Genomic DNA, 19,733 nt, shown 5'->3' on the forward strand with positions numbered 1-19,733 from the left:
CTACTCCTCCTGCACCGTATGTGCCACTTCGATCTCAATATCCACTTCTTGCTTCCCCAGGGCCTCCGCCGCCTGTTCCGCCCCTTCCCGGCCGGGGAAGATGCCGAACACCGTGGGGCCGCTGCCGCTCATCAGGGTCTTTTCCGCCCCCAGGGCCTCCAGTTCTTCTTTCAGCTTCCGGAGCACCGGATACCGGGCCACCGTCACTTTTTCCAGGTCGTTGCCCATCCGGTCCAGGATCCCCTGCCGGTCCCCCCGGCGGATGGCCGTTTCCAGCCCCCGGATATCCAGAGGCTCCCGGCCCGGGATCCGGTCGATTTCCCTGTAGACCCAGGCGGTGGACACCCCCAGATCCCGGGGTTTTGCCAGCACCAGGTCCAGCCGGGGTACCGGAGGCAGCACCGTCATCTGTTCCCCCCGTCCCCGGGCCCGCTGGGTGCCTCCGTAGAGACAGAAGGGAACATCGCTGCCGATGGCGGCCGCCAGTTCTTCCAGGGCCGGACGGTCCAGAGGCTGCCCGGAAAGGTCATTGAGCCCCCGGAGCACCGCCGCCGCGTCCGTGCTGCCCCCGGCCAGACCCGCCGCCAGGAAGATCCGCTTGGCGCAGGTCAGCTGCCAGTCCGCCGATTTTCCCGTCTTTTGGGCAAAAGCCAGGGCCGCCTTCACCATCAGGTTGGTGCCGTCGCAGGGAAGGTCCGGATTGTCCGTCACCAGCTCCAGCCGGTCCGCCGGGGCAAAGGTGATGGTGTCCCCCAGGGAAATGGACTGCATGATCATATCCACCTGATGATAGCCGTCAGGACGGCGGCCCAGCACACTGAGCCCCAGATTGATTTTACTGTATGCCTTCCGCTCCATGGTCCGCTCCCTTCGCCGGCCAAAGCCGGTCTGCTGAAAGATTTTCCCCTCAAAATAAAAAAAGCAATTATGTATTCTGTATCCATGTTATTGTACCGTGAAACGGCCCCGTCCGCAATAGGAGGAAGGGGTTTTTATGAACATTTTTTCAAAAATTTTTCGCGAACGTTCTTTATTTATAATTTTCTGTGAAAAAACCAGGGGAGATGATACAATGGGAAGGAGCGGCTGCCCCTGCGGCCGGCCCCTGCCAAATCATTCCCCGAGGAGGTCCTGCCATTGAAAAAACAATGCATCCGTTACTTTATGACGGCCCTGGGATGCCTTTTGATGGCCCTTGCCATCAACGCCTTCTTTGTCCAGCACCATTTCCTCTCCGGAGGCATCTCCGGGGTAGCCATCATCCTCTACTACCTTACCGGCTGGCCCCCGGGCATCACCAGCCTGGTGTTCAACATTCCCCTGTTCTGGATCGCCTGGAAATACATGAGCCGGCAGTTCTTCATCAACAGCGTCATCGGCACCGTGCTCTTCTCCCTGGCCCTGGACGGCACCGCCTTTGTCCAAGCTTACGTGGCCATCCCGGACAAGCTGCTGTGCTCCATTGCCGGGGGCGCCCTGGGCGGTCTGGGCAGCGCCCTGGTGTACCGGTCCGAAGCCTCCACCGGAGGCGTGGATATCCTGGGCTTTCTCACCCGGAAGTACTACCACATTTCCGTGAGCACCACCAACTTCCTGTTCGACACCTGCGTCATGGCCGCCGCCGTGGTGTTTCTGGGGCTCACCCCGGTGCTCTACAGTATGGTGCTGTTCTTCATCACCCTGAAAGCCACCAACCTGTTCATGGTGGGCTTCGACTACAAGAAGCAGGTGCTCATCATCTCCACCCACGCCGAAGAGATCAGCCGGCGGATCATGGACGAGGTGAACCGGGGCGTCACCCTGCTGGACGGCCAGGGAGGCTACACCCGCCGGCCCCAGAAAGTGATCCTGGTGGTGGTGAAGCTCACCCAGCTGGCCCACCTGGAAACCATCATCAAAGAAGTGGACCCGGTGGCCTTCGTAACCATCCAGGACGCCAACAACGTGTTCGGCCGGGGCTTCACCCAGCCCAACCTGGATCTGGAAGAGGAGAAGAGGATGAGGAAATAGGTGGTGTTGCATGAGCAACACCATCTGTCGCGGGTCTCGGGTCATGGGTCGCGGGCTTGTTGGTGCAGACCTAATGTCCCATTTGGCAGAATACATCCGATTTAACCTTACCCATCCGATAGAAAAAGGTCAAACGGTTTAGCCGTCCAAGCCCGCGACCAAAAAAAGGCTGTTGCTCACGCAACAGCCTTTTTTCTTCCCTATCTTATTTAAACATATTGATGAACACCATCAGGATACCGGAGTTGCAGAAGTCCACAAACATGGCCCCTACCAGCGGTACCGCGAAGAATGCCCGGGGAGCCGGACCATAGTTGGCGGTGATGGCACTCATGTTGGCCATGGCGTTGGGGGTTGCGCCCATACCGAAGCCGCACACGGCGGAAACTTCAACAGCCGCATCGTAGTCCTTGCCCATGGCGTTGAATACCACGAAGGTGGTGTACAGAGCCATGAATACAACCTGTACCACAGCGATGATGGCCAGAGGGCCGGCGATGTCGAACAGTTCCCAGATCCGCAGGCTCATCATGGCCAGGGACAGGAAGATGTTCAGGCCAACATCCCCAACGGTGCCGATTTCCTGCATGGGAACAGGCAGCCCTTCTGCGTGGTCAGAGATGTTCCGGATCACAGCTGCCACGATCATGGAGCCGATGTATCCAGGGAAAGTCAGACCAACGCTGGTGAAGAACTTGCTGACGATGGTACCGATACCCATGGCAACCAGGATTTCACCGGTAGCCAGCATGAAGTTTTCCGGAGTCATGGTCAGAGTGGCATTTTCTTCCATGCTCTGGGCTTTTTCATTGGCCCCTTCCATATCTTCCTTGGTGCTGTGCAGATGATATTTTTCCAGCAGACGGTGAGCCACAGGGCCGCCCATCAGGGATCCGGAAATCAGACCGAAGGTAGCCATGGCGATGGCCACGGTGGTGGCCCGTTCAACCCCGATGCCTTCCAGCATGGGACCGAAAGCCCCGGAAGTCCCATGGCCGCCAACCAGAGGAATGGAGCCGGCGCACAGGCCCAGCAGCGGATGCAGGCCGGTAACCTTGGCCAGAGACACGCCGATGATATCCTGGAAGGTGATCAGGATGGCGCAGATGATGGTCAGGATGAATACGTCACGGCCGCCTTTTTTCAGCAGGGCATAGCTGGCGCTGAACCCTACGCTGGTGAAGAACATGTTCATGAAGAAACTTTGCTGCACCGTGTCCAGTTTGATGGCGCCAGTGCCAGCTTCAAACAGAGCCAGGTTCAGCAGGGCGAACAGCACGCCGCCGATAACCGGGTTCGGGATACAATAGGTTTGGAGAAATTTAATCTTCTGCTTTAGCAGTTTTCCCAGATAGTACAGTAAAATACCTACAGCAAGAGTCTGATAAGAATTCAGGGCAAACATTTACACATTTCCTCCTTCAAATTCAACTTCTTCCTACAAGGGTAACCAACACTTCCTCAAGCCGCGACCAGGTCCGTCCTCCCTGGCGGGAGTCCGCCGTCAGCCGTGCCAGCTGGACCATGCCATTTTGTAAGGATTCCTCAGAAAAATAATTGCTGTGCTGCATGGCCAGCTTCACCGCATAGGGGTGCATTTTCAGCGTGGATGCAATCGCGTCCTGGCGAGCACCTTGTTTCACCATTTCCTTCACCTGGAGCAGACGCCGGAGCGAAGCAAAGAGCCGCATGGCCAGTCCGGTGATCCCGTCACTGCCGCTGTTCTTCCGCTCCTCTTTCAGAAGGAGCAGGACCTTGTCCAGCTTCCTCTCCTCCACCGCGTTCCCCAGGGCAAAACCGGAAATCTCCGGCAGCTGGGAAAACATCTGCGCCACATCCTCAGCCTGCCACAGCTTCCGTTCCCCCGCATACAGGGCGATCTTGGCGATTTCCTGCTGAAGGAACAGCAGGGGAACCGTATCCGCCGCCGATGCGTATTCCTGGATCAGATTCAGGGCATCCGGGGTGAACCGGGCGCCGTACTGATCCGCCTGGCTCCGGAGCCAGGGCTGCAGCTGGTAGGACCGAAGGGTGGGACATTCCACCACCACAGCCTTCCGGCTCATGGCTTTGTAGAACCCCTGTCTCTTGTCCAGCTTGGTGCACAGACAGAAAACATAGGCATAATCCGGCACGTCACTGAGCAGTTCCGTGAACTGTTCCAGAGGCGTTACCTTCTTTCCCTTCCCTTTGGTGCCCGTTTTCCGGGCCGGTGCCTTTTCCGTGAGCACCCGGGGATCTTCGATGACCACCCAGTTGCCCCCGCCGAAAAAAGGCATGGTGTTGATGGCTTCTCCCAAAGCCTCCATCTGGAAATCCTTCTGGAAGCTCCATTCAGTGGGCTCTTCCCCAGGGGCGAACGCCCGCTGCCGGAAGGCCCTGCCCACGGCTTTCCTGAAATACTCCTCCTCCCCCCAGGCCACGACAACATGGGGACACGCTGGATTTTTCCGCAGACTTTCCAGAAATACATCCGCCGTTGTGTTCACAATCGATCCACTCCTAGAAAAAATCTCGTTGCCAGCGATAATTATACCATACAGGACCGGACCCATCAAAAACCACTTTGATGGCTCCTCCCCGGTCCGTCCGGGCACAGGGGATGTGGAACCGTTCCAGCCTTTCCAGGATCTCCGGATGAGGATGACCGAACCGGTTCTCCCGGCCGGAAGAAATCACCGCCAACCGTGGTGAAACCGCCGCCAGGAACCCTTCAGACGAGGAAGTACGGGAACCGTGATGAGAAACCTTCAGCACATCGCTCCCGATGGGCCAGCGGGCCGCCGCCAGTTCCCCTTCCGCCGGTGCATCACCGGTAAAAAGGACACTGCCCGCCCCGCAGCTCACACGGACAATGGCAGAGTTTTCGTTCTTTTCTCCTCCCTTCTTTTGAATTGTCGGTGCTTCTACAATTTGTATTATACTCCCTTTTTTGCATATTTTCTGGTTTGTTTGCATTTTGTATACAATTTTATTCAATTGTCCAAACTGTTTCACTTGTTGCATAATTGCTACTTCTTTGGTGGGAATTTCCTCTTCCACCGCCAGGTCCGGCGCAGAAGGCCACAGATCCGGGGGGAGGGCGACGGAATAAATAGGGAACCAGCGGGAAAGAGCGGCGGCCCCTCCGGCATGATCAAGATGGCCATGGCTCAGGATAAGAAGATCCACCCTATCAGCTCCCAGCCACCGGAGAAAGGGCACCAGGATCCGTTCACCCGTGTCATATCTGCCGGGAAGACCTCCCGTATCCACCACGATGATTTCCCGTTCCGGAGTTATGACCACGGCACAGTCCCCCTGTCCCACATCCAAAAAATAAACCGTAAAAGCCTGGGGGCAGAACTGGCAAAAAGCTACCAGCGCCCCCAGGCCGAAACCGGCTGCCAGGATGGTTCCCCTGCGCAGTCTGGGACGGAAGGGTTGGAACCAGCCTTTTTCCAGAACAGCTCCTATTAATAGGAAGTACAATGGCCACCCCCACAGAGGCACTTGGCCTGTCACCAGGTGGGTACCGGGAAGTTGGGCCAATTTCTCCCCACCCCATAGAGCAAATCCCATCAATTGCGAAACTACAGCCAAAACTGGCCGGCCCGGTAAAATCAATCCCAGAGATCCCAATATGGCCCCTATGGCACTGCCCGTTACACACAGGGATAAAACAGGTACCAACAGCACATTAGCCAAAAGAGAAACCAGGGATAAAGTATGGAAATGTATCACCAAAAAAGGCAGGCTCAGCAGCTGGGCGCTGATGGGAACGGACAGTCCTCCTGCCACCGGCCGCGGCAGAAAAACATCCAGTTTCTCGCTTACCGGTTTCCGCAGTGTCATGAGTCCCAGGGCTGCTGTAAAAGACAGTTGAAAACCCGGATCCCGACACCACCAGGGATTCCAGGAAAGAAGCAAAATGGCAGCCAGCCCCAAGAAAGCTGTTCCCTTTGCCCGGCGCCGTCCGGCTTTTCCCAACAGTACCCCTGCGCCAAGGATCACTGCCCGGCAGACCGACGCCCGAAGACCGCATAGTACCGCATATCCAGACAGCAGCAGAACGCCAAAAGGAACTACAGCCTTCCGGGGAATCCGGAAATACTGTACCGCCCCAGTAAAAAGGCCCATAAGGAGAGCCACATGACTTCCGGATACGGACAGGAGATGGCTCAGGCCGCAGCGCTGGAACATCTGAAGAGTTTCAGGTTCAATCTGTGAGCTGCCGCCCAGCATCATTCCTTCCAGAAGGGCACTGTCTCCGTTCCCCATGGAACAGCGCAGCTGCCTCCGAAGCTTGTTTCCCACGGTCTGTATTTGATCCATCCAGGATGGATCTCGGGACAGGAAACGGCAACATTTCCCCACCGTCTGGATCCTTCCACCCTCTTTCCGTATGGCAGCTCCCACTTCCGGGTCCTGCATGCCAGGGTTAAAAAAGCCATCCACCGGTTTCAGGACGCCTGTCACTTGGACAATACCAGCTCCTGGCCGGAATCGTCCGCTTTTCTGAACGAAAACACGAATACGGCCCTTTTGTTCTTCCAATAAAAAGGAACTGTTCCCATGCCGGCCCTCCCGTATTGAGCCAGGAACCACCCGGCCGGTAAACCGTCCGGTCCGGCCCAACTGCTGCGCCATCCGTTGGGCTGCTGTTTTTTCCACGGTTCCCCGGCTGGTTCCGGCGCAGAATATACACACCAGAAAAAGCCCCATATAAAAATCGCGGCTCCATTCCTTTTTCCATGCTGCAAAGGTCAGGATAGCTCCCAATCCCAAAGCACCAATCCAGACCTGGACCGGCAAAAAATGTTCCAGCCCCGTACGGATGCCCAGTGCATAGGCCAGGCTTCCTGCCAATACCGGATCCATTTCACACCTCCACCAACGGTTTCAGCCGCTGGAACTTTGATGGACCTATGCCGGATACCTGCTGCAGGTCTTCTACCCTGCGAAAGGGAGCCTGCTGGCGGTATTCCACGATTCTCCTGGCCAGAGCCGGCCCGATTCCCGGAAGCCGGGTCAGTTCTTCTTCCCCTGCCCGGTTTAAATTGATCCGGCGATTGTCTTTTTCCGTCCCTCTGCCATTTTGGGCAGTTTCTCCGGCCCCGCCCTTTGCATCCTGTCCCGGTTCTCGTTGGTCTGCCGAAGCTCTGCCGGTACTCCTTTTCCGGATGCTGGTCTTCAGGTACGGAACATTCACCTGACTGCCGTCTTTGCATTTTTTGGCCAGATTCACCCGGGTGAGATCTGCTTCTTTCGTAGCCCCGCCCGCCTCTTCCAGCGCTTCCTGATAGCGGATATCCGGTTTCACCTGGTAGAGTCCTGGTTCCTGGACGGCTCCGCTGATATATACCGTTATTTTGGCTATTTTTTCCCGTTTTTCCGGCACCCCCGCCTCTGTCGCCTGTACGACAGATTTTTCCGGAACGTTTTCCCTGCTCTGCCACCAGCTGCCAGTCACACAGAGCAGTACCAGAGCCACTACTGCCAACCACTTTTTCTTTTCCCACGGATCCATCTTTTTTTCCTCCTTTTCCAGGGTATTTCTCCTGCTTTTCTGTAACGGAAGAAAAAATTCCTTCTTCATTGGAAAAATTGGGGTATTAACGGGAAAAAAGAGGCAATGAATGGAAAAACCACCAACTAAATTTTACCGAATTTTAACAGGAACTTTGCAAAGGGTGCTTGTATTTTTCTTCCTGTGGGGGGATACTATAACAAAAAACATTTTCCAGAAAAAGGGAGGATTTCTATGCGGGACTTGAACATCATTCGGGAAAAGAAAGGCTTCATCAGTGATATGGACGGTGTGATCTACCATGGCAGCACCCTGCTGCCCGGGGTGAAGGAATTTGTGGCCTGGCTCCAGAAAGAAAAGAAACAGTTCCTGTTCCTGACCAACTCCAGCGAACGGTCTCCCCTGGAACTGCGGAAGAAACTCCAGGCCATGGGGCTGGACATCGAGGAAAGCCATTTCTACACCAGCGCCCTGGCCACGGCCCATTTCCTGAAGACCCAGGCCCCCGGCTGTTCCGCCTACATCATCGGGGCCCACGGGCTCATGAACGCCCTGTATGATGCCGGGATCACCTACAATGATGTGAACCCGGAATATGTGGTGGTGGGCGAAACCACCGGCTACAATTATGAAATGATCATCAAGGCCACAGAACTGATTCACAAAGGGGCCAAGCTCATCGGCACCAACAGCGACATGACCGGCCCCAGCGACCGGGGCATCATCCCCGCCTGCCGGGCCCTCATCGCCCCTATTGAACTGGCCACCGGGAAAAAGGCCTACTTCATCGGCAAGCCCAATCCCCTGATGATGCGCACCGGCCTGAAACGGCTGGGAGTCCATTCCGAAGACGCGGTGATGATCGGGGACCGGATGGATACGGACGTGATCGGTGGCGTGGAATCGGGCATGGAAACGGTGCTGGTGCTCACCGGCGTTTCCAGCCGGGAAAACATCAAGCGGTTCTCCTACCAGCCCCATTATATCCTGAACGGGATCGGGGATCTGGTGCCGAAGAAATAGTTGGAAAACGTCCAGGCGTTTTCCTTCCAAAAGAAACGCCGGCGGAACCTCCGCCGGCCCTGTCACTGGTCAATGGTCACTGGCCAATGGAAAGGACCAAAAAACCAACTGTTTTCCCGCACAAAAAAACCTGCCCTCAGGCAGGTTTTGTTTTTGAATGGCGGAGTGGGAGAGATTCGAACTCTCGCGGGGTTTAACCCCCCTAACGATTTAGCAAACCGTCCTCTTCAGCCACTTGAGTACCACTCCGTTTGAATCAGCTGACTTGTTTATAATACACGATTTATGGATTTCTGTCAACAGTTTTTTGAAAAAAGGCTGTCAGCGGCCAGCTGGCAAAAAAACGGGCTCCCCGGCGTGGAGCCCCTACGGTTTTCGTTATCCGTTCGGGAAATTTGCCAGCAAATTTCATCCTGCAGCCGTTGACAGCTGACAAAAAACGGGCGCCCGGAGCGCCCGTTTTTTCACTTAAACCACTTATCATAGATCTTCTGGTATTCCCCGCTTTTTTTCAGGTCGGCCAGGGCTTTGTTCAGCTTGTCGGCCAGGTCCTTGTTCTTCTTGGCGGTGGCAATGCCGTACATATCCCCTTTGGTGGGTTCGCCCACCATCTTGGCGTATTCCCCGCCTCCCTGCTTCAGGAAATACTGGAGCACCGGCAGATCGCTGATCACCGCATCCGCGCCCCCGTTCTTCAGTTCCAGGCAGGCGGTATCGGAAGTATCGAAGGTCTTTACTGTGGCCCCTTCGATCTTGCCTGCCGCTTCGGCGCCGGTGGTCCCCAGCTGGACGGCGATGGTCTTGCCCTTCAGGTCGTTCAGGCTCTTGATGGTGGTGTTGTCCTTCCGGACCAGGGTAGCCAGGCCGGATTCATAGTAGGGATCGGTGAAATTCACCTTCTGCTTCCGGGCATCGGTGATGCTCATCCCCGCAATGGCCACATCGATGTTCCCTGCATCCAGGGCCGGGATCAGGGCATCGAAGCCCATACCCTTCACGGTGACCTTTGCAAACCCGGCCTTCTTCCCCATGGCTTTGATCAGTTCCATGTCGAAGCCGGTGATTTCCCCGCTCTTTTTGTCCGGGAATTCAAAGGGCGCAAAGGAAGGTTCCGTCCCAACGATCAGTTCCTTCTTTTCTGCAGGTTTGTTTCCTGCCGTCTGGCTGCCCCCGCAGCCCAGTGTCCCCATCAGTGCAGCGAAAATGCAGATGGCAGCGAGAATCTTCTTCATATTTATTCCTCCCTCATTCAGTCCTTTCCGTATTGTATGGCTTTGATTGGGATTAATTATACGACTTCATGTATTATTATGCAACAATTTTTTAATAAAAATACAAAAAACAACTCAGCTGACCTGGTTTTCGCCCCCACACCCGCCTGCTGGAAGGTTCGCTCCTAAGCCTCATGCTCCCCACTACTGCTTCTCTCGCTTTTCGCGGCAGGACTTACTTCTAAGCTGCACCGTGCTCACAATGGCTTTTCATTGCTTACGTGGATCGTTTTGCCTGCAACTGGCATCGACTTGCAACCACAGACCTGAGTTGTTTGTTCTATTATAAGAGTCTGGGCAAAGTTTGACAACCGGAAATTCACAAAGCCCGGGTTTTAGTGTATACTGAATAAGGTTTAGAAATCTCAAGCAAAGGTCGAATTCCCATGATCACCATTCCCCAGTTCCTGGATTTTGCCACGGATACGGATAATACGGAAATTGTACAGGGGTTCCTGAAGCTGCTGGAGCTGAAAAGCCACGGTCTCTTCCTCCACAGCCAGCAGGTGGCCAACTATGCTGCTGCCACAGCCATCAAGATGGGGCTGCCCCTCAGCGAGGTGAACGGCATCAAGACCGCTGCCCTGCTCCACGATATCGGACAGCTGGCCATCCCCAACATCATTCTGGCCAGATATCCCTATTTCAACATCCGGGAACGGGCTGCCTACCGGCGCCACTGTGAGGCCGGGGCCAGCATGGTGGAGAACATCCCTTCCTTTTCTCAGATCAGGAAGATTATCCTCCACCACCATGAAAACTGGGACGGCAGCGGGTATCCCAAGCGGCTGAAGGGCGTAAACATCCCCATCGGCAGCCGGATCATCGCCGTGGCCAATTTCTACGACCGGAAATGCAATCCCTGCACCCGCCAGTGGCAGATCGCAGGCTGCAAAAGCCCCCAGGTGATCCGGGACCTGGCCGGTGTCAAATTCGATCCCGACGCGGTCCAGGCCTTTTTCGCTTCCATTTCCAATCCGGGATAGAGGGGGTGCTGCTTTGGCAGCACCCCCGTCAACGGTCAGCTGCCGCAGGATGAAATTTGCAGGCAAATTTCCTGAACGGATAAAGAAAAACCGCAGGGGCTCCACGCCGGGAAGCCCGCAAAGCACGCACCCTGACGCTATCGACACCGTAGGGGGCGCAGGCCCGGCGCCCCGCAAAACACACGGACAACCGGTGATTGGGCGGGCGGCCGGGCCTGCCGCCCCTACGGATACGATTTGGACAACCGCTGACAGAAAGGAGTACCATACTTATGAAAAACTTCACCATCAAAACCCAGGGGACCTGTGCCCGCCAGATTGAATTCGGTCTGGAGAACGGCCGGCTCCACCACATCCATTTCCAGGGAGGCTGCTCTGGCAACCTGTCGGCCATCAGCAAACTGCTGGAAGGGGCCGATGCCCGCCGGGTCGTGGATCTGCTGAAGGGAAACACCTGTGGGAACAAATCCACCTCCTGTGCGGACCAGCTGGCCCGGGGTGTGGAAGAGGCGTTGAAGGAAGAATAAGAAGGAGGATTTTTTATTTATGCCAATTGGAGTTTTGCTGAATGTGGCGGCGGTTGTTCTGGGCGGTATCCTGGGGAATTTCCTGGGGCCCCGGCTTTCAGAAGATTTCAAGGAAAAACTGACCACCGTGTTCGGCTCCTGTGCCCTGCTCATGGGGATCATTTCCATTACCTTTATGAAAAACCTGCCGGCGGTTGTCTTTGCGGTGATCGCCGGCACCATTGTGGGCCTGGGGATCCATATGGGAGACCGGATCACCGCCGGCTCCCGGAACCTGGAAAAGGCCATCAGCCGGGTGCTGCCCGCCTCTGCCGGGGACACCCTGATTCCCCGGGACGAATATGAGAGCCGGCTGATCACCATCATTGTGCTGTTCTGTGCCAGCGGCACCGGCATCTACGGCAGCATGGTGTCCGGCATGGCCGGGGATCACAGCATCCTCATCGCCAAATCCATCATGGACCTGCCCACTGCTGCACTTTTCGCCTGCGAACTGGGGATCATCGTCAGCTTCATCGCCCTGCCCCAGCTGGTGATCTTCCTGGCCCTGTTTGCCCTGGCCAATATCCTGCTGCCCTTCTGCACCCCGGACATGATCGGGGATTTCAAGGCCTGCGGAGGCACCCTGCTGGTGGCCACCGGTTTCCGGATGCTCCAGCTGAAAGATTTCCCCATCGCCGACATGATCCCGGCCATGGCACTGGTCATGCCCTTATCGGCCCTGTGGACGAATGTGGTGGTTCCGATGTTGTAAAAAAGGGGCTGTGAAAAATGAGAAATCATTTTTTCACAGCCCCTTTTTTTCACATCCTCAGCAACAATTCCTTCCCGACCACTTTCCCTTTTTCCAGGTACACCCGGGGCACCCGCTTGCTGATGTTGCAGGTGATTTCGTAGGGGATGGTGCCGGCCAGTTGGGCCAGGTCGTCCAGGGACTGGCGGGTGCCGAACAGTTCCAGTTCGCTGCCCACGTCCACCTTTGGCTTGCCGGTCAGGTCCACCATGCACATGTCCATGCAGATCCGTCCCCGCTGGGGCGCCGGGCCCTCTTCCGTCACGAAACTGCACCGGTTGGACAGGCAGCGCATGAACCCGTCGGCGTAGCCAATGGGGGCCACCCCCATCCGGGTGGTGTCCGGGCAGGTGTAGATGCCCCCGTAGCTGATCTTGGTCCCTTTGGGATAGATTTTGATGGTGCTGATGGTGGTCTTCACCGTCATCACCGGTTTCAGCCCCAGCATCCGGGCGTGTTCCCCGTAGCCGTAGAGCAGCAGCCCCGGCCGGACCATGTCCAGATAGGTATCAGGGAACAGGGTGGTGGCCCCGGTGTTGGCGCAGTGGCGGAGTTTGAATTTCTTCCCGGTGCGTTTTTCCACTTCGTCGCAGACTTTCCTGAACAGGGCGAACTGGTGCCGGGTATAGGCCAGGGCATCCTCCCCCGGTTCATCGGCCACGGCAAAATGGGTGAAGATCCCTTCCGGTTCCAGCCCCGGCAGGCTGCAGGCATGGATGATGCCCTCCACCCCATGTTCGAAATAATCCCCTTCGCAGATGTATCCCAGCCGGGACATCCCCGTATCCACCTTCACATGGATTTTCAGGGTTCCCCCGTATTTCACGGCTTCTTCGCTGTATTCCAGGGCTTTGGCCTCGCAGGTCACCGCCTGGGTGATGTTGAAGCAGATCAGCCGGTCCACCTGTTCCCGGGGGGTGTGGCCCAGGATCAGGATGGGCATGGTGATGCCGTTGAACCGGAGTTCCATGGCCTCATCGATGCTGCTCACCGCCAGATAATTGGCCCCCAGGGCCTGGAGGTGGCTCCCCACCTGGACGGCTCCATGACCGTAGGCGTCCGCCTTCACCACCCCCAGGAATTTCACCTGGGGCCCGATGTGTTCCCGGATTTTATGATAATTGTAAGCCAGGGCGTCCAGATCGATTTCCGCCCAGGTACGGCGCAGCGTAGATTTCATAGTCAATTTCCCCTTTGCAGCTATTCTTCTGCCCACAAACATGACAGGTCATACGGTTTTATGATACCACATTTTTCCAGCTCCGGCACAGCCTTACTGGCTGAAGCTTTTTTCCAGCATCCTCCACTGGTACCGGGGATTCACCCCCAGCACGGCGTGGACCAGGGTCCCCTGGGGATCTTCCGTCAAGCGGCCGGTTTTGTCCACGGTCACCCGCCGGTCCTCCACGGCGAACTGGTCCGGATCCATCCGGTAGAGCACGGGGAAAAGGGCCGGCAGTACCGCCGCCGGTTCCTCTCCCTGCCGGGCATGGGCTGCCTGGTTGGCCTGGAGCAGTTCCATAAATTCCGGCCAGGTGCCGTACCGGGCCAGTTTTCGGAGTTCTTCCTCTTCCACATACTGTGTGGCCGTCAGTTCCACCGGGAACAGGGTGATGTCCACCCCGCTTGCCAGCACCGCCTGGACGGCTTTGGGATCCTGGGCGAAGTTGAATTCTGCCGTCTCCCCCGCCAGGGAGCCCCCCACCAGATACACCCGGTCCACCCGGCTGCGGATCCGGGGATCCTGGAGCAGGCCGGCCAGGGTAGAAAGAGGGCCGGCCGTGATATACGCAATATGATGGAAGGTCTTCAGCCGGTCCCGTGCCTCCTCCAGGCTGCCGGGCTTCCGGGGCTCCCGGCCGGCTTTTTCCGCTTTTTCCTTCAGGGCACCGGAAAGGCCCAGGAGCCCGTCCTTTCTATTGGATCCATCCCGGGGGGCTTTCCATTTCTTCCCTTTCCAGGGCCGGTCCGCTCCGTGGTACACCGGCAGGTCCAGATCCAGCACCTGGAGGGTGAGTCCCAGATTGGTGCTGGTCTGTTTTTCCGGAGCATTCCCGTAGGTGGACAGCACCAGATCCGGCACCTGTCCGCTGCGTTTCATCATGAACAGGGCCAGGACATCGTCGCTGCCCGGATCCACCTCCGCCGCCAGGGCCGTTTTCCCGGAAAGGTTCTCCGGTGCCGCCGCCCCCGCCGGCAGAGCACCCCACCCCAGCTGACAGCCCAGCAGGGCCCCCAGCACCAGCGCCGCCGTTTTTTTCCTGTTCATGCCCATTCCACAGGCCTCCCCTCGTCAAAAGAACCATGGAATAGTATAGTACGGAAGGAGGCCGGTGACAAGGGGCACCCATCCCCCAACCGTCCCGGAATATGCTATAATCGGGTGGAAGGAATTTTTTTGAAGGAGAGATGCATTTATGGAACCCAATCCCCAGCAGGAAACCCCTGCGGAACAAACAGAACAAACAGAAGGACAGCCGGAAAAAGCCCCGGAACCGGTGACCCCGGAAGCCGGAGCAGCCGCCGGGACGGAAGAAACCGCCGGAACCGAAGAAACGAGAGCAGCCGCCGGAACGGAAACAGCAGAAGAAGCCCCGGTCCAGCCGGTGGAAGAAGAGGAGGAAAAGCCCCTGGGCCGGGCGGACCGGTCCCTGATGTTCTTTTTCTGGCCCCTGGTGGTGACGGCCCTGTACGTGCCCGTAGGCCTCATCTGGATGTGTTTCCGGTTCATGGCCTACAAATCCCAGCTGCTGCTCCTCACCAACAAGCGGCTGGTGCTGTTCAAGGGCGTGTTCAAAAAGAAACAGTACATGATCTCCCTGGACATGGCCGCCCATATGACCATGGAACAGGGATTCCTGGGCAGGAAGGCCGGCTACGGCACCCTGGTCATCGGCCAGGGCAAAGAAGCCATCCGGTACGATTACGTCCGGGATCCGGAAAAGTTCATGAAGATGTGCAAAGAGGCGGCCCAATAAGGCCGCCTCTTTGCTGTCAGCTGCGGCAGGCCCGGCGCCCCGCAACACACACGGACAACCTTGATCAGGCGGGCGGCCGGGCCTGCCGCTCCTACGGATACGATTTGGACAGAGGTTGTTGCACAGGACGTGCAACAACCCCTTTTTATTCCAGTTCAACCGCTCCCGTATACAGCTGCCAGTACATCCCTTTTTGTTCCAGGAGCTGCCGGTGGGTGCCTCTTTCTTTAATCTTTCCCTGGTCCAGCACCAGGATCTGGTCCGCGTTCCGCACCGTGGACAGCCGGTGGGCGATGACGAACACCGTCCTGCCTTCCATCAGGGCATCCATCCCCCGCTGGACGATCTGCTCCGTCCGGGTGTCGATGCTGGAGGTGGCCTCATCCAGGATCATCACCGGGGGATCCGCCACCGCCGCCCGGGCAATGGCCAGCAGCTGGCACTGTCCCTGGCTGAGCCCGGCCCCGGCTCCCCGGAGCACCGTATGGTACCCCTGGGGCAGATGCCGGATGAAATCATCGGCCCCAGCCAGCCGGGCCGCCGCCACACATTCCTCATCAGTGGCCTCCAGCCGTCCGTACCGGATATTTTCCAGCACCGTGGCGGTGAACAGCACCGTATCCTGGAGCACCATGCCCAGGGACCGGCGGAGGGCCCCCTTCCGGATCCGTTCCAGGGGGATCCCGTCACAGGTGATGGTGCCGGAGGAAATATCGTAGAACCGGGTGAGCAGGTTGGTGATGGTGGTCTTCCCGGCCCCCGTGGCCCCCACCAGGGCGATTTTCTCACCGGGCAGGGCATCCAGGGAAATGTCCCGGAGGATGGGCTTGCCCTTTTCATAGCCGAAATCCACCTGGCGGAAATGGACTTCTCCCCGGAGGGGCCGCAGTTCTTCCTGCCCCCTGTCCCCCGGCAGCACCCAGGCCCAGTGCCGGATACCGGTCCCTTCTGCCAGGGGCCGCAGTTCCACGGTTCCTTTGTCCTGTTCCGGCTTTTCATCCAGGAGCCCGAAGATCCGCTCCGCCCCGGCCAGGCCCATGACCATGGCGTTGATCTGGGGAGAGATCATCTGGATATTGGTGGCAAACTGCCGGCTCATGCCCAGGAAAGGCACCATCACCGCCAGGCTGAAGGGCAGCCCGGAAAGGGACAGGTTGGGCACCTGCCGTTCCAGGAGCAGGCCTCCGCAGGCCGCCACGATGATGTAGATCAGGTAGCTTACATTGTTCAGGATGGGCATCAGGGTATTGGAATACCGGTTGGCCTGATAGGACGCCTCATAGAGGGACTGGTTCACCCGCTCGAAATCCGCCCGGGCTGCCGCCTCATGGTTGAAGACCTTGATCACCCTGCCTCCGTTGATGCTCTCTTCCATGAACCCTTCGCAGTCCGCCAGGGTGTGCTGCTGGGCCATGAAATACCGGGCGCTCCGGCCCCCCACCTTCCGGGTGATGACCACGGACCAGAGGGAGCCTCCCACCACCACCAGGCTCATCCACACACTGTAATACAGCATGATGGCCAGAAGCACCGTCAGGGTCACGGCGGTGACGCACAGCTGGGGGAAGGCCTGGGAGATCAGCTGCCGGAGGGCTTCCACATCGTTGGTGTAATAGCTCATGAGATCCCCCCGCTGGTGCCGGTCGAAATACCCCAGGGGCAGGGTTTCCATATGGGTGAACAGCTTTTCCCGGATTTTGGCCAGGCAGCCCTGGTTGAACACCGCCAGGAGCTGGTTGTAGGTCACATTGGCGGCCAGGGATACCAGGTACAGCAGGGCCAGGATCCGCACATACCCGTAGATTTCCGGCCGGACGGCGGACCAGGAAAGATCCTGGGCCCAGGCTTTTTCCAGCACCGCCACCACTTTCTGCATGAACACCGCCGGCAGGGACAGGATGCCCGCATTGATGAAAATCAGGACCAGGATCCCGGGCAGCAGCCGGGGATAGAACCCCCACAGGGTCCGGAAGAACCGCCAGGCCATTTTCCGGCTGAAGATATTCTTTTTCTCAGCCATGGGCCTTCTCCTCCTTTTCCAGCAGATTCTGGGACCGGGCCATTTCCCGGTAGATGGCATTGGTCCGGAGCAGTTCCTGATGGGTGCCCAGACCGTTGATCTTTCCCTGTTCCAGCACCAGGATCCGGTCCGCCCGTTCCACGGAAGACAGCCGCTGGGCGATGATAAAGACGGTGGTGCCGGGAAGGGCGGTGGCCAGGGCCTCCCGGATGGCCCGGTCCGTCCGGGTATCCACTGCCGAGGTGCTGTCGTCCAGGATCAGGATCTTTGGCCGTTTCAAAAGGGCCCGGGCAATGCACAGCCGCTGTTTCTGGCCCCCGGACAGGTTGGTGCCCCCCTGCCGGATCCAGGTATCGTACCCTTTGGGCAGCCGCCGGATGAATTCGTCCGCACAGGCCTGGCGGCAGGCTTCTTCCAGCTGGGCCTGGGTGGCCCGGGGAGCCCCCCACCGGAGGTTGTCCGCCACGGTGCCGGAAAACAGCAGGTTCTTCTGGAGCACCATGGCCACGCTGTCCCGGAGGGTTGCCAGATTATACCGGCGCACGTCCACGCCCCCCACCCGGACGGTGCCCTCCGTTGCATCATAGAGTCGGGGGATCAGCTGGACCAGGGAGGATTTCCCGCTGCCGGTGCCCCCCACGATGCCCATGACTTCCCCGCTCCGGACGGACAGGGTGATGTCCCGGAGCACCGGTTCCCCGGTACTGCCTTCATACTGGAAGGAAACCTGGTCGAACGCCACAGATCCGTCCCGGACCGTTTCCACCGGCTGTTCCGGCGAAGTGAGGGTGCTTTTTTCCTCCAGCACTTCCCGGACCCGCTGGACCGATTCTTCCGTAAAGGTCAGCATCACCAGGATCATGGACACCATCATCAGTGACCCCAGGATCTGGAAGCTGTAGGTGAGCAGGGTGGAAAACTGGCCGATGTCCAGCAGCCGGCCACGGGTGGTGAGGATCAGCCGGGAGCCCTGGGTCAAAAGGAAAATCATGATCCCGTAGATGCAGATCTGCATCAGGGGGTTGTTCAGGGCCACGATCCGTTCCCCTTTGGTGAACAGGGCCTGGACCTTCCGGGCGGTTGCGTCGAATTTGGCGGTTTCCGTTTCTTCCCGGACAAAGGATTTCACCACCCGGATGCCCTTGATGTTTTCTTCCACCTTGTAGTTCAGGGCATCGTACTGGGGGAACCCCTGCCGGAACAGGCCCAGGGCCCGCCGGGCGATCTTGTACAGGCCCCAGCCCAGCACCGGGATCACCACCAGAAAGCACAGGGCCATCCGGCCTCCCATGTACCAGGCCATGAAAAAGGAGGCCAGCAGGTTGAAGGGGGCCCGGAAAGCCGTGCGCACCAGCATCATGAAGGCCATCTGGATGTTCTGGATGTCCGTGGTGAGCCGGGTCACCAGAGAGGCGGAAGAGAACCGGTTGATGTTCCCGAAGGAAAACTCCTGGATCTGGCAGAACACGTCCTGGCGGAGATTCCGGGCAAAGCCGCAGGAGGCCCGGGCGCAGGTGATCCCGGCCACATAGCCGCAGCCCAGGGCGCACAGGGCCATCAGGAGCAGGATCCCGCTGTAATGGAGGATCCGGTCCAGTCCGCAGCCATCCTTCACCTCGTTGACCAAAAGGGCGATCTCATAGGGGATCAGGGCCTCGAACACCACTTCCCCCATCACGGTGACGGGGGCCAGCAGGGCATCTTTTTTGAATTCCCGGAGGGACCGGAGCATCAGCAGCCAGGCATCCCGGCCATTCCGGAAATCCCGTTCATTCTGTCGATTTTTCTTTTCCATACTCCATCCCCTTGATTGTGTTTTGCGGGCCGCCCGGCATGCGGTCCCTACAGTTTGTTTTGCGGGCCGCCGGTTGTGCCGCCCCTGTCAGTTCCCGCTGGCCAGGGCCAGGCCGTACACCCGGGCCACCCCGCCCTGTTTCAGGGTTTTGGCCCCTTCTTCCATCGTACTGCCCGTGGTGCAGATGTCGTCGCAGAGCAGCACGATATCCGGCAGATCTTCCTGCCGGACCAGGGTGAAGCAGCCTTTCAGGTTCTTTTTCCGCTCTTCCGGGGTGAGCCCGTACTGGGACCGGGTGGGCCGGTTCCGGACCAGCAGGGATTCCCACCGGTACCCAGCCTCCCGGCACCAGGGACGGAAGATTTCTTCCGGCAGATCGTACCCCCGCTGCTTCCGCCGGTCCGGGTCCGTGGGGATGCCGGTGACGGAAAGGCCCACCCCCGGCGGGAATTCCCAGGCAAACTTATGTTCCCGGCGGAGGCCCTGGAGCCATTCCTCCCCCAGCCGGGGCAGCAGGTCTTCCCGTCCCCGGAACTTGGCCATCCACAGGGCCTTTTGGATGGCCCCGGCATAATCCAGCAGGAAGAACAGCCCATCCACATGGGGACAGCCCAGACTCTCCGGATGGAAGGAACGGGGATGCCAGATCTTTTCCCGGCACCGGCCGCAGAGCACCCCCGGCTCCCGGACCTCCTCCCCGCATCCCGGGCAGCCATGGGGATAGAACAGGGACTGGAGCAGGCGGACAAAAGAAGAAAACATGGAGCACCTCCGTGAGTCGTTCATCGTGAGTCGTTCATTGTGAGTCGCTGTGGAACCCC

General features: G+C 58.3%; 17 protein-coding genes and 1 tRNA gene. 6 read left to right on the forward strand and 12 right to left on the reverse strand.

Going from position 1 to position 19,733, the window contains the following annotated elements; genetic code table 11:
- Positions 1-858 carry a 4-(cytidine 5'-diphospho)-2-C-methyl-D-erythritol kinase gene (gene ispE / locus ACFER_RS07380; RefSeq protein WP_012938794.1) on the reverse strand — a complete coding sequence of 286 codons (858 nt, stop codon included), beginning with the start codon at positions 856-858 and terminating at the stop codon, positions 1-3.
- Positions 859-1,137: 279 nt separating this feature from the next.
- Here ispE and ACFER_RS07385 point away from each other — a divergent pair, with 279 nt between their 5' ends.
- Positions 1,138-2,010, forward strand: coding sequence for a YitT family protein (locus tag ACFER_RS07385; RefSeq protein ID WP_012938795.1), 873 nt, complete (start codon positions 1,138-1,140; stop codon positions 2,008-2,010).
- A gap of 205 nt (positions 2,011-2,215) precedes the next feature.
- On the opposite strand, the gene gltS is transcribed toward ACFER_RS07385, so the two are convergent.
- Genes gltS through ACFER_RS07405 form a run of 4 tightly spaced genes read right to left on the reverse strand, consistent with a single transcriptional unit; the run spans position 2,216 to position 7,519 of the window.
- Positions 2,216-3,415 carry a sodium/glutamate symporter gene (gene gltS, locus ACFER_RS07390; protein ID WP_012938796.1) on the reverse strand — a complete coding sequence of 400 codons (1,200 nt, stop codon included), beginning with the start codon at positions 3,413-3,415 and terminating at the stop codon, positions 2,216-2,218.
- 22 nt (positions 3,416-3,437) lie between these two features.
- Entirely contained in the window at positions 3,438-4,565 is a 1,128-nt protein-coding gene (gene holA / locus ACFER_RS07395; RefSeq protein WP_457758530.1) for a DNA polymerase III subunit delta, read from the reverse strand.
- Positions 4,513-6,870, reverse strand: coding sequence for a DNA internalization-related competence protein ComEC/Rec2 (locus tag ACFER_RS07400; RefSeq protein ID WP_012938798.1), 2,358 nt, complete (start codon positions 6,868-6,870; stop codon positions 4,513-4,515). Before ACFER_RS07400 ends, holA begins: the two co-directional genes overlap by 53 nt.
- Before the next feature lies 1 nt (position 6,871).
- Positions 6,872-7,519 carry a ComEA family DNA-binding protein gene (locus ACFER_RS07405; protein WP_012938799.1) on the reverse strand — a complete coding sequence of 216 codons (648 nt, stop codon included), beginning with the start codon at positions 7,517-7,519 and terminating at the stop codon, positions 6,872-6,874.
- Between the two features lie 234 nt (positions 7,520-7,753).
- Between ACFER_RS07405 and ACFER_RS07410 the strand changes: the two genes are divergently transcribed.
- Positions 7,754-8,542 (forward strand): HAD-IIA family hydrolase, encoded by a 789-nt coding sequence (locus ACFER_RS07410; RefSeq protein WP_012938800.1) that lies wholly within the window; start codon positions 7,754-7,756, stop codon positions 8,540-8,542.
- Positions 8,543-8,700: 158 nt separating this feature from the next.
- Here ACFER_RS07410 and ACFER_RS07415 read toward each other — a convergent pair.
- Together ACFER_RS07415 and ACFER_RS07420 are read right to left on the reverse strand one after the other, a co-directional pair.
- Positions 8,701-8,791, reverse strand: a tRNA-Ser gene (locus ACFER_RS07415).
- 215 nt (positions 8,792-9,006) lie between these two features.
- Entirely contained in the window at positions 9,007-9,774 is a 768-nt protein-coding gene (locus ACFER_RS07420; RefSeq protein ID WP_012938801.1) for a basic amino acid ABC transporter substrate-binding protein, read from the reverse strand.
- 425 nt (positions 9,775-10,199) lie between these two features.
- Between ACFER_RS07420 and ACFER_RS07425 the strand changes: the two genes are divergently transcribed.
- The 3 genes from ACFER_RS07425 to ACFER_RS07435 all read left to right on the forward strand — a co-directional run bounded on the left by ACFER_RS07425 (position 10,200) and on the right by ACFER_RS07435 (position 12,080).
- Complete coding sequence (locus ACFER_RS07425) at positions 10,200-10,799, forward strand: HD-GYP domain-containing protein (protein WP_012938802.1); 600 nt, start codon at positions 10,200-10,202, stop codon at positions 10,797-10,799.
- 272 nt (positions 10,800-11,071) lie between these two features.
- Positions 11,072-11,326, forward strand: a complete 255-nt coding sequence (locus ACFER_RS07430) for a TIGR03905 family TSCPD domain-containing protein (RefSeq protein WP_012938803.1) — start codon at positions 11,072-11,074, stop codon at positions 11,324-11,326.
- A gap of 19 nt (positions 11,327-11,345) precedes the next feature.
- Positions 11,346-12,080 (forward strand): DUF554 domain-containing protein, encoded by a 735-nt coding sequence (locus ACFER_RS07435; RefSeq protein ID WP_012938804.1) that lies wholly within the window; start codon positions 11,346-11,348, stop codon positions 12,078-12,080.
- A gap of 49 nt (positions 12,081-12,129) precedes the next feature.
- Here ACFER_RS07435 and alr read toward each other — a convergent pair whose 3' ends face one another.
- Positions 12,130-13,299, reverse strand: a complete 1,170-nt coding sequence (alr, locus tag ACFER_RS07440; RefSeq protein ID WP_012938805.1) for an alanine racemase — start codon at positions 13,297-13,299, stop codon at positions 12,130-12,132.
- Positions 13,300-13,392: 93 nt separating this feature from the next.
- Positions 13,393-14,388 (reverse strand): nucleoside hydrolase, encoded by a 996-nt coding sequence (locus tag ACFER_RS07445; protein ID WP_187287514.1) that lies wholly within the window; start codon positions 14,386-14,388, stop codon positions 13,393-13,395.
- A gap of 148 nt (positions 14,389-14,536) precedes the next feature.
- Between ACFER_RS07445 and ACFER_RS07450 the strand changes: the two genes are divergently transcribed.
- Complete coding sequence (locus ACFER_RS07450) at positions 14,537-15,097, forward strand: PH domain-containing protein (protein ID WP_012938807.1); 561 nt, start codon at positions 14,537-14,539, stop codon at positions 15,095-15,097.
- A gap of 145 nt (positions 15,098-15,242) precedes the next feature.
- Here the strand turns inward: ACFER_RS07450 and ACFER_RS07455 are convergent, their stop codons facing one another.
- The 3 genes from ACFER_RS07455 to ACFER_RS10880 all read right to left on the reverse strand — a co-directional run bounded on the left by ACFER_RS07455 (position 15,243) and on the right by ACFER_RS10880 (position 19,674).
- Positions 15,243-17,117: an ABC transporter ATP-binding protein gene (locus tag ACFER_RS07455; protein WP_012938808.1), complete on the reverse strand. Its 1,875-nt coding sequence runs from the start codon at positions 17,115-17,117 to the stop codon at positions 15,243-15,245.
- Complete coding sequence (locus ACFER_RS07460; protein WP_012938809.1) at positions 17,110-18,912, reverse strand: ABC transporter ATP-binding protein; 1,803 nt, start codon at positions 18,910-18,912, stop codon at positions 17,110-17,112. The genes ACFER_RS07455 and ACFER_RS07460 overlap by 8 nt, the downstream gene beginning before the upstream one ends.
- Before the next feature lie 87 nt (positions 18,913-18,999).
- Positions 19,000-19,674: a ComF family protein gene (locus tag ACFER_RS10880; protein WP_012938810.1), complete on the reverse strand. Its 675-nt coding sequence runs from the start codon at positions 19,672-19,674 to the stop codon at positions 19,000-19,002.
- Positions 19,675-19,733: the final 59 nt, after the last annotated feature.

Source organism: Acidaminococcus fermentans DSM 20731, assembly GCF_000025305.1.
GTDB lineage: Bacteria > Bacillota > Negativicutes > Acidaminococcales > Acidaminococcaceae > Acidaminococcus > Acidaminococcus fermentans.